General features: G+C 70.6%; 11 protein-coding genes and 1 pseudogene. 8 read left to right on the plus strand and 4 right to left on the minus strand.

The genetic code is table 11. From position 1 onward, the window contains the following. Window positions 1-113 precede the first annotated feature (113 nt). A complete protein-coding gene (locus ACWC91_RS39655) occupies window positions 114-470 on the minus strand; it encodes a hypothetical protein (RefSeq protein ID WP_225079762.1) in 357 nt (118 codons plus the stop codon). A gap of 49 nt (window positions 471-519) precedes the next feature. On the opposite strand from ACWC91_RS39655, the gene ACWC91_RS39660 reads away from it, so the two are divergent. Then, the gene (locus tag ACWC91_RS39660) at window positions 520-894 is read left to right on the plus strand and encodes a helix-turn-helix domain-containing protein (protein WP_450642389.1); all 375 of its coding nucleotides are present in this window, start codon (window positions 520-522) and stop codon (window positions 892-894) included. 462 nt (window positions 895-1356) lie between these two features. On the opposite strand, the gene ACWC91_RS39665 is transcribed toward ACWC91_RS39660, so the two are convergent. Further along, the gene (locus tag ACWC91_RS39665) at window positions 1357-1569 is read right to left on the minus strand and encodes a hypothetical protein (RefSeq protein ID WP_225079763.1); all 213 of its coding nucleotides are present in this window, start codon (window positions 1567-1569) and stop codon (window positions 1357-1359) included. Between the two features lie 494 nt (window positions 1570-2063). Here ACWC91_RS39665 and ACWC91_RS39670 point away from each other — a divergent pair, with 494 nt between their 5' ends. From ACWC91_RS39670 to ACWC91_RS39690, 5 genes are all read left to right on the plus strand, one after another. Continuing rightward, complete coding sequence (locus ACWC91_RS39670) at window positions 2064-2402, plus strand: hypothetical protein (protein WP_225079764.1); 339 nt, start codon at window positions 2064-2066, stop codon at window positions 2400-2402. 108 nt (window positions 2403-2510) lie between these two features. After that, complete coding sequence (locus ACWC91_RS39675; protein ID WP_450642391.1) at window positions 2511-4067, plus strand: TIGR02677 family protein; 1557 nt, start codon at window positions 2511-2513, stop codon at window positions 4065-4067. After that, on the plus strand, window positions 4064-5377 hold the full coding sequence (locus ACWC91_RS39680; protein WP_225079766.1) for a TIGR02678 family protein: 1314 nt from the start codon (window positions 4064-4066) through the stop codon (window positions 5375-5377). Before ACWC91_RS39675 ends, ACWC91_RS39680 begins: the two co-directional genes overlap by 4 nt. Then, window positions 5374-9531 (plus strand): TIGR02680 family protein, encoded by a 4158-nt coding sequence (locus ACWC91_RS39685; protein WP_450642392.1) that lies wholly within the window; start codon window positions 5374-5376, stop codon window positions 9529-9531. The genes ACWC91_RS39680 and ACWC91_RS39685 overlap by 4 nt, the downstream gene beginning before the upstream one ends. Beyond that, window positions 9528-10823 (plus strand): TIGR02679 family protein, encoded by a 1296-nt coding sequence (locus ACWC91_RS39690; protein WP_450642394.1) that lies wholly within the window; start codon window positions 9528-9530, stop codon window positions 10821-10823. Before ACWC91_RS39685 ends, ACWC91_RS39690 begins: the two co-directional genes overlap by 4 nt. 237 nt (window positions 10824-11060) lie before the next feature. Here ACWC91_RS39690 and ACWC91_RS39695 read toward each other — a convergent pair whose 3' ends face one another. Further along, window positions 11061-11357, minus strand: a complete 297-nt coding sequence (locus ACWC91_RS39695; protein ID WP_225079800.1) for a DciA family protein — start codon at window positions 11355-11357, stop codon at window positions 11061-11063. A 245-nt stretch (window positions 11358-11602) separates the two neighbouring features. On the opposite strand from ACWC91_RS39695, the gene ACWC91_RS39700 reads away from it, so the two are divergent. After that, a complete protein-coding gene (locus ACWC91_RS39700) occupies window positions 11603-11752 on the plus strand; it encodes a hypothetical protein (RefSeq protein ID WP_450642395.1) in 150 nt (49 codons plus the stop codon). 494 nt (window positions 11753-12246) lie between these two features. Beyond that, on the plus strand, window positions 12247-12780 hold the full coding sequence (locus tag ACWC91_RS39705; protein ID WP_450642397.1) for an AAA family ATPase: 534 nt from the start codon (window positions 12247-12249) through the stop codon (window positions 12778-12780). Window positions 12781-12804: 24 nt separating this feature from the next. Here ACWC91_RS39705 and ACWC91_RS39710 read toward each other — a convergent pair. Further along, a pseudogene (locus ACWC91_RS39710) lies at window positions 12805-13076 on the minus strand (IS701 family transposase); the annotation flags it as partial. Between the last annotated feature and the right edge of the window lie 188 nt (window positions 13077-13264).

Consider the following 13264-nt stretch of genomic DNA (forward strand, 5'->3'; position numbering starts at 1 on the left):
CTGCCAGTTCTACCGGGGCTCCGCTCCTCATGTCCGGCGAAACCGCCTACGGCCTCCTGGACAACCCCGCCAGGCCCATAACTTCACGGCCTTGGAGCTAGTGCTGCTCCGCGTTAGTTCGTGGAGGGTGGTGTGGTCCAGGCGGTGGGGTCGTTGAGGTAGAGGCCGCAGGCGCAGTCGAGCGCTTCTTCGGGTGAGCCGAATGGCAGGCCGGTGGGCAGGAAGTTGTCTTGGTATTTGCCGCTGCTGGCGAGGTAGATGGCAAAGCCCCAGGTGTGCAGGACGCCGGTGAAGCGCAGACGGCACAGTGGTAGCGGTTCCTCTGTGCCCGGTATTGCGCCTGCCACGTAGGCGAATCCGGTCCGAAAACGGACCTGGACGCCCGAGAGTTGGGGCCAGCGTTCCCGCGCGTGGTCGCGGAGACGGACGCGGAGGTGGTGCTGCATGGACTCGGGCGGGTTCTTCGGCACGGTCCCCATCTTGCCCGGCAACGATTGCGCTGCGCCATGATCACCTGTCATGGGTGGGAACAGGCAGGCAGTGTCGGTGGTGCTGGGCGAGGCGTTACGAGTGCGGCTGACAAGCCTTGCCGGCTCCAGGCGCGGGCAAGTGCGTGCGGTGCTGCGGGCGAAGATTGTGCTCGCTGCCGCTGCGGGAGCGTCCAACGGGGCGATCGCCCGCACGCTGGGAGTCAGCGTGAACACGGTCCGCAAGTGGCGAGGGAGGTTCACCGCTTCCGGGATGGAGGGACTCAACCGCGACCATGCCGACGTGAACGCCGCGAAGAACATCAAGGCCGCAGGACATGAGGTCTCAGCCTGTGGAGACCTTGGCACCAGCCGGTCCGTGAAGCAGGAACCCGTAAGCCGGGCGACCGGCCGAACCCCCTCATAGGGGAATCCCCGAGCTTCAGCCCGGGGAGGAAGTCAATTACGGTCACTTAGACCTGCGCGGGCCGGTTCACCTGCTGATAGGCCGGGCTCGGCGCTTCTCGTGCCATGTCCGATACAACCTCGAGTGCCATCCCAGGCAAGAAATCGCCTCTGGCCCGCTGGTGTCCAGCACCGCTACCCCGGCCTCCGCCAACCGCAAGGAGCCAGCACCGCACGGGCTGGCGATCAGCTGTCCACGATGCCTCTACTTCGTATGCAGAGGAACCCGATGAGGGAGAGGAGTACGCGCCGGGGGAACGGTCGAAGACGCTGCCCCTGGGCCAGGGGTAGTACTGCTGCATCACTGGCCGCGAACTTCCGCCATGCTTTCCCATCAACTTGGGCGCAGAGCTTGCGCGGCCGATCGGAGAACGGCTCCGTTCGATCGGCCGCGCTGCTCACGAGCCGGGGGAGCGAGCTGGGATCATGGGGCTGTGCACTCCGGCAGGTCGCGGGAGGAGAGGTTCACGAAGTCGCGGGGAATGTAATACCCGTTCTTCTCCAGCTTGAAGAACGGGTACGCCTTCGTGGGGTTCACCCAGCAGGCGAAGGTGAACCTTTGCCCCTTGACGGCCGAGCCCATCTTTTGGCTGTCGAGGGACGGCCCGTAGTAAATGCCGGTGTCGCGTATGATCACGCCCTCAACGCTCCTGGCGGCTTGGGGGGTTGTGGGAGGCTCCACGGCGGATGCGGGCCCAGCGGCCAGCATGCCCGTCGATGCCGCAGTCGCGATTGCCGCAGCGGCGGGGAGTGAGCGAAGGGTCGAAGTTCTCTTGATGCGCATCGCGGACATCCTTCCGCTAGGAGAGACCTTCTCCATCTTGGGTAACAGAGGTGGTTATATGCCGCAACTGAGCATAAATACACCGTGCTGACTTAGGCGTTGCCGTTTCGGGGTGCGGGGCCGAACCGAGAACGACTGACGCGAGCCCTTCGGCTGGTCGGTCGGCCCGGCCACCGGCGCGCCGCTCGCCCTCGCGTAGCAGGGTGGGTGCTCTGCGTGTCTGGGGTGTTTGACGTGTAAACGAATCCGTTGCCGATCGCTGGATGAGCGAAGCGCTGGGCTGGGGATGCAGTGATCGTTTTAGGATTTTTGGTTGTACTGTGGTGCGGTTCCAGGCTGGGATTTTTGTGGAGCTGCGGAAGTTGCAGCGGTCCGCCGCGTTTGCCGAGCTGCTGCCTGTCCGGGAGCGGGTGCTCGGTGCCGAGCGCCCCAGCACCCTCACCACCCGGAATGAGCTGGCTCGCTGGCGGGGGCAGCTCACCCCCGCGGAGTTCCAGCGGGCAGTCGAGAGCGACGACTTCTTCCTCGTGGTCGTCTCGGGCCTGGAGGCCGGAACGGCGCCGGTCACCGTACGGATCATCCTGGAGCCGCTGAAGTACCTGCCCTACCGGCCGAGCGGCAACGTGCTGGTCTCCGGCATCCGGGGCGCGCAGAGCCTTGTCTACCCGTTCGAGAGCACGGAGTAGACCCCGGCCATGACAGCCATCACAGCGAATCTAGGCCGGGATCCGGAGCCGCCCCCTACCGTGGGGGTCGAAGTGCCGCAGGGGCGGCGGGGGAGGGGACGTACGGGCATGCGCAGGGTTCCGCCGGAGATGTTCCGGTTCACCACGGGGGAGAAGGCCGACCTGAACGGGGCCGTCCTCGAGGCCTTCGGCGTGGCCGGCGAGTACCTGGAGACCACACTCGGGCTCGACGGCGTACGCGAGCGGCTGCGTGCGGTGGGCTGGATCGCGGACCTCGAGGACGAGGAGCTGCACGACGCGCTGAAACGGCTGGTGGGGTGGGGACTCCTCGACGTGGTCCACAACCACGCCGAGAACTACCGCACGGCCGAGGAGTACGAGCGGCGCAACCTGCACTACTCGCTGACCCGCCAAGGTGAGGCCGCGCTGGCCGGGGTGCGGCACGCCCTGGAGGTGCTGGCCTCGACGGGGGCGCTGCAGACCGCGGTTCTGGAGGCGATCACCGACCGGCTCGACGAGCTGACCGTGCTGTCCGGTGAACCCGCCGCGGCCGACCGCCGCATCTTCAGCACCCTGCGGGAGCTGGAGGGCCATCTGGAGGCCCTGGTGGAGAACACCAAGGCCTTCAACGGTCAGTTGCAGCGACTCCTTCGCGCCGAGGGCGCGGACCTGGATGTGTTCCGTGAGGTCAAGGCCGCCACCGTCGCGTATCTCCAGGAGTTCCTGGTCAACCTCGACCGGCGCGGCGAGACGGTCGCCGCCGCCGTGGCCCGCGTGGAGGAGCGGGGCATTGCGGTGCTGCGCGAGCGGGCCCTGCGCGGCGCCGAGCTGCCGCCGGTGTCGGGGGAGGACCCCGCGGCTGGCTGGCTGGAGAGTCGGCGGGCGCGCTGGGCGGGCCTGCGGGCCTGGTTCCTGCCGGATGAGGGGGCGCGCCCCCGGATCGAGCAGCTGCACGACATTGCCAGGCGGGCCATCGTCTCCCTCCTTCAGGTCCTGGAGCGGATCAACGAGTCCCGTCGCCGCTCCTCCAGTGCCGTGCAGGACTTCCGGGAGCTGGCGCGCTGGTTCGCGGCGGCTCCCGAGGAGGAGGACCTGCACCGGCTGTGGTCGGCGGCCTTCGGTCTGGGCCCGGCGCGCCACGCCCACCTTGCCCACCTGGACCCGGAGCTGATCCCCTCGTCTCATTCCTGGTCGTGGGCGCCGCCGGTGGAGGTGTCGGCGCTGCTGCGGACCAGTGGACGGACTGAGCGCTTCACCCGCACGGGCAAGGTGAGGGACGTCGCGGCAGTGAGGGCCGAGCGCGCCGAGCGGGCACGTGCGGAGCGGGCGGAACTCGCGCGCGCCTGGCAGGCGCTGGAGACGGACGGCCCCGTGCGGCTCTCCTCCTTCGACGCTCTGGATCCCGCGGTCTTCGACCGCCTGCTGGACCTGCTGGGCCGGGCCCTGGCCGTCCGGCCGGACACGGGCGGTCTGCGGCGGGCCACGACCGGGGACGGCCGGGTGGAGGTCGTGCTGTCGCCGCCCCCCGACGCGCGTACCGCCGTACTGCACACCGCGAAGGGGACGCTGGCAGGCCCGGACTATGTCGTCCACATCATGGCCGCGGGCGGAGCGACCGCCTTCCCGGCAGTCCACGCCGCCACGGGGCAGGAGGTGGCCGGATGAGCACGCTCGCCAACCAACTGGCCTCCGCGGAACGGGGGGAGGTTGCCCGCGCCATCCGTCTTCTCCTGGCCCGCCCGCTGCTCACCGAGGCCGCCGACCCGACCGGTTTCGAACTGGTACGGCGCAGGCGCGATCCGCTGGCCCGGTGGTTCGACTACACCTGTGGCTGGAGCCTGGTCGTGGAGCCCCGCCGCGGGTACGCGCGCCTCAACAAGATCCGCGCGAACCCCGACGGCTCCCGCCCGGCGCGCAGGGCGCGGTCCGGGCGGGCCCCGTTCGACCGCCGGCGCTACGTCCTGCTCTGCGTCACCGCGGCCGAGCTGCTGTCGATGCCGATGACGACGATCGGAATGCTCGCCGACCGCATCGTCCAGGCGACGGCGGCCGACCGGGCACTGCCGGCGTTCGACCCGGTCCACCGGCCGGAGCGGATGGCGTTCGTCGACGTCCTGAAGCTGCTGGAGTCCTACGACGTGCTGCGCGCCGTGGACGGGACGACCGAGGCGTACGTCGACTCCGAGGAAGCGAAGGTCCTATACCGGGTGGACAACACGTTGCTGATGCGGCTGCCAGCCGCGCCCGTCGGCGCCTCCCGGCTCGCCGTGCCCCCGGACGAGGTGCCCGCACGGTTCGAGGACCTCCTCACCGGGCTGGTGCGGGAGCGCCGCTACGGCGGCGCGGCCATCGGCGGGACGGCCGACGAGTTGCCCGGTGAGACTGCCACCACGGACGCTCAACGCAACCTGAAACTGCGCCACTCGGTACTCCGCCGCCTTTTCGATGACCCCGTGCTGTACCGGGCCGACCTCGCCGCGGAGGAGCTTGCATACGTCACCTCCCTGACCGGCCGCCAGATCCTGCGCCGCTCGGTCGAACAGGCTGGCTTCCTCCTGGAGGAACGGGCCGAGGGCTTCCTCCTCGTCGACCCGGACGGCATCGCCACCGACGTCCGCTTCCCCGACGACACCTCCACCGCCCGTGTCGCCGCGCTGCTCCTCCTCGAACCGCTCTGCGCCGCTCCCGCGGGGATGCTGCCCGAGCAGCTGGCCGAGGCCGGAGCCGATCAGCTGCGCCGCTTCCCGGGCTGGGCCAAGGCGTACCAGTCCGAGGACGGCCCGGCGCGGCTGGCCGACGATGCCGTACGCGTCCTGCTCGACGTCGGCCTGGCCGGCAGAGCCCGGGGCCGCGTCGTCGCACGACCGGCCGCGTACCGCTACCGCTTGACGAAGACCACGAGCCCGGGCCCGAAGAACGACCCGAAAGGCACTACCGCTTCCAGCGGCGTCGCCGCGGAAGGAGGCATGCAGTGAGCGTGACAGAGTTTCCCCTCCAGCGACGGCCCGAGGAGACCGCCGAGCTGCCGCCCGATCGAGAGGCGGACGCCACCCGCAGCCGCTGGCAGCCCCACCGCGCGGGCATCCTCAACGTCTGGCGCTACTACGACGAGACATTCACCTTCCACCAGGGGCGCCTGCTGCTGCGCGGCCAGAACGGCTCCGGCAAGTCCAAGGCCCTGGAGCTGCTGCTTCCCTTCCTCTTCGACGCCAGCCTCCGCCCCAACCGCCTCTCCACGTTCGGCGGTTCGGAACGCACCATGCACTGGAACATGCTCGGCGCGGGAGCCTCCGGCAAAACCCGCGTGGGGTACGTGTGGATGGAGTTCCGCCGCGTCGGTGACGATGGTGCGGATCGGTGGTTCGGCTGCGGGGCGCGCCTGCACGCAAGCGTGCACACCAGCACGGCACACGCCGAGTACTTCACCACCGGCTCCCGGATCGCCCACCCCGACGGTGTACCCCTCGTCAACGAGGCGGGGCAGCCCCTGACGAAGGCCGCTCTCGCCGACGCTCTTCGCGACCAAGGTGAATTGCACCCGTCAGCCGCCGACTACCGCACCGCCGTCCGGCGCGAACTCTTCGCGGGCATGGGGGAGCAGCGTTACGAGTCGCTGCTCTCTGCCCTGCTCCAGCTGCGCCAGCCCAAGCTGTCCGAACGGCTCGACCCGTCCCTGCTGTCCACCCTGCTGTCCCGAGCCCTGCCCCCGCTCGGCGAGGGAGAGATCACCGAGCTCGCGGAGGGCTTCGAACGTCTGGACCGGCAGCGCGACCACCTCAACCGGCTCGACGCCGAAGTAACGGCGGCCGGGACCGTCGCCTCCCGGCAGCGCGCCTACGCCCGCCGGGTCCTGCGTGCCGGCGCGGCCGGACTGATCTCCGCGACGACCGACATGGACGACCTCACCCGCGCCGCCCGCCAGAGCGCCGATGAGCTCGACAAAGCGCTCGCGGAACGCGCTTCGACGCAGACTCTGCGCGACGAACAGGAACTGCGGGCACACGCCCTGGACGAGACCGTCGAGGGGCTGCGCGAGAGCGACGCGTACCAGAAGGGGGAGGAACTCGACCGGCTCCGCCGCGACACCGCAGACCTGGTCGCGGCCGCCAAGGAGCGGCGTGCCACCGCTCAGTCCGCCGGGACCGGGGCAGAGAAGGACCGGAAACTCGCCGACGAGACCGCAGGGCGCGCCCGCACCTTCGACGAGCACGCGCGTGAAGCCGCAGACGAAGCACACCGGTCAGCCCGGGCAGCGGGCATGGAGTCCATCCACCACGAGGTCAGGACGATCCTCGAAGCGGAACCGGCGGCGTCCCCCACCGACGGCCAGGGGAACGGGACGGGCGGCCGACGGCCCGACGGTTTTGGTGCCGTCGCTCGTACGGTGGGTGAGGACGCAGCCCGCCGGGCCCGCCGACTACTCCGGGGCGCGGTCACCGCCCGACGCGAGCAGGTCACCCACATCACCGAGGCGATCGAGGAGCACGACCGCGCGGTACGCGACCGGGGCGCCGCCGAGGGCCTGCTGGACGAGGCACGCACCAGGCTCGGGGAGGCGATCGTCCACAGGGACGAGACCGCCGGAGCCTGGGACGACGCCGTCGCCGGGCAGGCGGAACGGCTGCTGGCCTGGGTCGCGGGCTGCACGGAACTGCGCATCGCCGACCCCGGCGAACTGGCAGCCAGGGCGGCGGTCGAAGCGGACGTGCGCGCGTTGGTCGATGCCGCCGCACGACCGCTGGACCAGGAGATCACCACGACGCGAGCCGGTGTCCGAGCCGCACGCCGGGGACTGGGGGAGGAGCGGGACAGGCTTGACGAGGAGGTGCGCCAGCTCAGCGGCGAGACCGACCTTCCGCCGCCCGCTCCGCCCACCCGCACCACCGTCCGCACAACGGCGGCGGGAGCGCCGTTGTGGCGGCTGGTGGCCTTCCGCGAAGGCGTTCCGATCGCCGTCCAGGCCGCGGTGGAAGCCGCACTGGAAGCCTCGAGCCTCCTGGACGCGTGGGTCAGCCCCTCGGACGGGATCACGCTGCCGGGTCACGACACCCGGGCCGAGGCCGCCCTGGCCGTGACCGCCCCGGGGCCCAGCCTGCTCGACGTGCTGCGGCCCGAGGAGGACATCCCCGTACCGGCCGACACCGTGGCCCGACTCCTCGCCGGTGTCGCGTACGGCACCACCCTGCCCAGCGGCCATCCCGCGGCCGTCTCCGCCGAAGGAGCCTGGTGCCTCGCGCCGGCAACCGGGACCTGGAGCAAGCCGGAACCCGCTTTCATCGGTGCTCTCGCCCGGCAGCGGACCCGGCAACGCAAGATCGCCGAACTGACCGGGCGCATCGAGGAGACGGACGCCGCCCTCGCCGCCCTCGACGACCAGCTGCATGAGCTCGACGCCCGAGCCGCCCGGCTCGAGGCCGACCGGGCCGCCCGGCCCGACCACCGGCAACTCGACGCCCGCCGGCGGGACTGGGACCGGGCCGAGGAGATGGTGGCCGCCCGGGACGAGGTCGTACGCGACGCAACCACGCACCTCGCCCGGCGCGAGACCGGGGTGGCGGACGCGCTGCGCACGCTGAGCCGCCGGGCCGCCGAACACGGACTGCCCACCGACCGCGACCGGTTGCGGACCCTCTCCGGCGACATCGAGAGGTTCCGCGACCTCGCCGACAGCTGGGTCGACGCCCGTCTTACCGCGGCCACCGCCGCCGAGCGGGCATGGCAGACGGCCGCGCAGGCGGACCGGTCCCGCCGCATCGCGGACGAGAGAACCGGGGACGCGGCCGCCGCCGAGGCGAAGGCCACCGGGATGACGGCGCGCCTGGAGGCGGTGGAGGCGACCGTCGGCGAGGACTACCGGCAGATCGTCGCGCGCGTCGCGCAGGCGCGCGCCGAACGGGACCGCTGCCGGGACGAGGCCCGGCAGGCGAACCGACTCCTCGTGGACTTGGAAGGTCGCATCGGAGAACTGAAGGCCACGAGCAGCCAGGACGTCGAGCGACGGGAGAAGGCCGTCGCGGCCCGGGACGGCGCCGCGCACCGGTTTCGGCACCTGTGCCTGGTCGGCCTGGCCCAGGACGCCGGAATCGCACCGGAACTCGACGCCGGGGACGGCACCAAGGCCACCCTGGAGGCCGCCCGCGCCACCGCGGCCCAGTGGCCCGGCCTTCCGCACGCACCACGGAACCTCGGCGACGCCGCGACCCGTCTCTCCGAAGCCGTCCACGAGGCCCGCAAACACCTCGGCGTCCGTGCCGACCTGGCTCTAGAGCCCGACGACGACGTCCAGCTCTTCACCGCCACCCTGGACGGCGTACGCGTCGGGGCGGCCGGCCTGCTGACCACGCTCACTCAGGAACGCGACCGCAGCCGCGGCGACATCAGCACCGCCGAGCGGCGTCTCTTCGACCAGATCCTCACCGGCGACATCCGCCGCCACCTCGCCGCCCGAATCCGCCGGGCCAGCGAACTCGTCGCGCACATGAACGGGCATCTGGAGCGGGTCCGTACCGCCTCCAACGTCGCGGTCCAGCTCGTCTGGGACGTCCGCCCAGACCTCCCCGACAGCACCCGCACCGCCCGCCAGCTGCTCCTGAAGGACCCCGGCCGGGTCACCGAGTCCGACCGGGAGGCCCTGCACGCCTTCTTCCGCGCCCGCATCGAGGAGGCCAAGGACAGCGACACGGCCGCGAGCTGGGAGGAACACCTCGGCGAGGTGCTCGACTACACCGCCTGGCACGGCTTCACCGTCCGTCTCGACCGGGCGGACGGAAACGGCCTGCAGCCGCTGACCAAGAGGCTGCACGGCGCGCTCTCCGGTGGGGAGAAGGCCATCGCCCTGCACCTGCCGCTGTTCGCCGCCGTCGCCGCCCACTACGAGGATGTGCCCCTGGGACCCCGCCCGATCCTGCTTGACGAGGTTTTCGTCGGCGTCGACACCGTCAACCGCGGGCAAGTCTTCGCCCTGGTCACCGCACTCGACCTGGACCTCATGATCACCTCCGACCACGAGTGGGGCACCTACCGCGAGCTGCCCGGCATCGCTGTCCACCAACTCCTCACCGACGGCGACGACGACGCCGTCACCAGCGCGCGCTTCGTCTGGAACGGCATCGGCATGGAGGCGGGATGATCTCCGCGGACGGGACGAGCACCACGGAACTGACCCCGGGCGAAGCCACCCTGGGCTGCCCCGAACTCCGCCCCCTCTGGCAGACGGTCCACAGCCGGCTCTCCTCCGGCCGCCCTGTCACACGGATACGCCTCGGACCGCTGGACGAGCCCCAGCGGGAAGCCCTCGCCGACCTCCTCGGCTTGGACCACCTGCCCGACCCCCGCCCCTCCGTTGCTCTGGCCCGCCTGGAGGAGGCCGTCACCGAACTCTCCGGCCGCACCGTACGAGAAGTCGTCGCCGAACTCGGCGGCCCGCTCGGGAACAGAGCCGGCGAGCGGCGCCGCCAGGAGGACGAACGCGCAAGGCTGTGGACCTGGCTGGCCGGTCACGACACAGTACGGGCGCAACCGGTGCTCGCCGACTGGGCTGCGTCCTGTCGAGCCGCAGGCCTGGTCGGCGGCTCGGCGGAACGTACCCGTACGCTGCTCACCGACGCGCTCAAGGTGCTCGCCGAACTCCCCGGCCAGGCCGAACCCCTGCCCGTCTTCGCCGCCCGGGTCTTGAACGGCCACGCGCACGCCCTCGACGACGGCACACCTCTCTCCACCCTCGTTCTCCGCGCTCTCGCGACCCTGTACGACACCGCCCCACCGCAGTCCGCGGAGGAACGGCGCGCCCTGTGGACCCGCGCGGGCGTCGCCGACGATGAGCTGTCCGCCACCGTCGTCGCCGGCGGACTGCGCCCCGCCGGCGACGGCCTGCTTGCCCGCGTGGCCCGCCTGTGCACAGAGGCCGGCCAGGCCGCCAGCCTGACCCTCGCCCACGTCCGGAACCCGGGCGAGCTCACCCTGCCCGCCGCCCCTGCCCCACCCGTCGTCCACGTGGTGGAGAACCCCAGCATCCTGGCCCTCGCCCTCCACGCCTTCGGCCCCGACTGCCCGCCGCTCGTCTGCACGTCCGGCTGGCCCAACAGCGCCGCGATCCAGCTCCTGCGCATACTCGTCGACCGCGGTGCCACTCTCCGTTACCACGGTGACTTTGATGGCGAGGGCATCCGCATCGCCGCATACGTCCTGGACAAGACACGGGCGCATCCCTGGCGTATGACGGCAGCGGACTACCGCGCTGCGGTCGTCTGCAACGCACACGGTCCTCAACCTGGGCGCATTACCAGAGCGCCGTGGGATCCCGAGTTGGCCGAGGCCATGGCGGAGCACGGCACCGCCGTGGTCGAGGAGTTGGTGGCCGATGTGTTGTTGGAAGACCTTGCTGCTATGACTCAGCAGGAGCGCCGCTCTGGTCGGTTGTGACGCTCGTTTGACGCTCCGGGCGGCCGAAGGCCGCTCTGAGCGGCCGCGAACCTGCGCTGACCTGCGCCTATGTCGGCTTCCCCTTGATGAGACACCTTTTCGATCGCCTTGCACGTGGCGTGCGTGGCCATTCTCGAGCTCGCAGGGAAAGCCCTCCGACCTGCTGGTTCTTCTGCCTTCTCGGGTTTCCGGTGGGCTGCACCGACCTGTTTCCATGGGTGCACCACGTGAACCGCGTCAGGTCCTGATGACCACCCTCGATCCGGGCCCGCACGGTGACAGGCAGTCTTGACGCTCATATGACGCTTGCGGTGTACGGGCCGCGGGTGCGGCGCCGACCGGTAGGAGCCGGACGGTGCGCACTGCGTCGGTGCCGACCGCGCTGTTCACCGTGGCGACGATCCGCGCGGCGATCAGCCGCAGCTGGGTGGCATAGGCAGGCGAGTCGGGGCGCAGGTTGAGCTGCCCGGTCTCCGGGTGGAACGCGGCGGCCGTGACGTGGTGGGGCAGTTGCGGGGAGATGGCGGCCGCGATGTCCGGCCAGCGAGGACGCTGCCGCCAGCGGCCGGGGCGACCATGCCGCGCTCGGTCATCATCATGCCGATCGCGTCACCGAGCCCGAGCGGCTCGCGGCCGTCACGGCGTACGACCGTGCCGGTGCGCCGTTTCGGCTTCGCCGTGCGGGTGGTGGGGGTTGAGGAACACCGGAACGAAAACCGGAGCCCTGGGGTAGCTACGCCCCGGAGCGCGCCTGTGCACCGACCGAGGACTGAGGAGACATGCGCACACGCGCGACGGTCGCGGCAGCGGCCTTACTGGTGGCAGCTCTGGCCGCCTGCTACGGCGTCGCCCCACTGGTAGGCGGTGCCGATAACCCCGTACAGCGGGGCGCTCTGCACCGGGACGAGGTACCGATCACCGAGAGCTGATCAGGTGGAGGCTTCTTGACCGTCCATGAGTTGCTGGATCGCGGTCAGGATGCCCTCTACGGCGCCGGGCTGGGTGGCGAGGGGACGCTCAGAGGGATTGAGGGCCAGCCCTTGTAGTCCTTCTGCCTCTGCACCTCCAGCTTCTTCTCCAACTCGGGCGCTGGACGGCGGGGTCGTCGAGGATGCCCCCATAAACTGGAGCTTGTCGGCCAGCTCCCCTTCCTCAATCGCGTGGCGGCGGCCTGGACGCGCTCGCGGGACTCCGCCGCGTCGGCCGCGTGCATCTCCTCGTCGACGTGCGGTCCGGACAGATCCGCGGAGCAGGCCCGGCGCAGGGCGAGCGCCTCCGCGACCTTACTCAGTTGCAGGTGAGCGCGAGCAGATCGAGCCTCGCGGCCGGAAGCCCTCGGCGGAGCCGTGATGTCGTCGTAGGCGCGGTGTGCTGTTCTGATATCGGATCGCGTGAGGTGGTCGCGAGCTGGCAAGCTGCCTTCATGGATCACGCGGAGGTACTGCTCATCGGAGGCCGTGCCGGTGTGGGCAAGACGACGGTGGCCTGGGAGGCTTCGGCACGGCTGCGAGCCATGGCGGTCTCTCACGCAGTCATCGAGGGTGACTTCATGGGGCAGGTCCATCCGGCCCCAGACGGGGATCCGCACCGCTCGGAGATCACCGAGAGCAATCTGACTGCTGTATGGGGGAACTTCGCCCGGCGCGGTTACCGCCGCCTGATCTACACGAACACCCTGAGTGTGCTGCCCGAGACGACGGGCATGTTCGAGCGTGCCATGGGGGCAGGCGTGCGGATCGTACGGGTTCTGCTCACCGCATCCGACACCACCGCCGGCGAGCGGTTGGCGGGCCGGGAGCTCGGCTCGGAGTTGGAGCAGGAGCTGAAGGCGAGCGCCCGCAAGGCACGGCTCTTGGACGAGCGGGTAGCTGCTGACACTGTGCGGGTGGTAACGGACGGACGGCCCGTCGTGGACATCGCCCGTGAGGTGGTGGCCGCTACCGGCTGGGGCGGTTAACTCTCCGCCGGCACATCGTGGTCTTCATGCGCGGGCCTCGGCTTGTTTCCGGTAATGGCTGGTGCGTGATCGCTCCTGATGACGGCGGCGCCAGTCGGACCAGCCGAGCCGGTGGGCCGCGTGGTGGAGAGGCTGGACGACGAGGGTGTTGAACAGGCGCTGGATTTCCTTGGCGGTACCAGTCCGTCTGGGGTGGGTCTGCATGCGCGTTCGTCGGCACGGACCGCTGCCAGGAAAGCGCGGGCGAGCATCGCGAGGGTGACCCAGCGGAGCCAGGAGGGGTAGCGGCGGACCTGTCCAGGAACGCGGGAGGTACAGCTCCCGGTCCACCGCGGCATGTCCCCGGGCGTCGGCGTAGACGAGGTAAACGGCGACCTGGGAGTTCTCGATCCGCCCAGGGGCTTTTAATTGAATAACCGTCAGATTTGATCTGCAGTGTCATCATGGTCGGTGTGCTGCACCGACCCGTCGGATCCGGGTTCCG

The organism is Streptomyces sp. NPDC001204 (genome assembly GCF_053598035.1).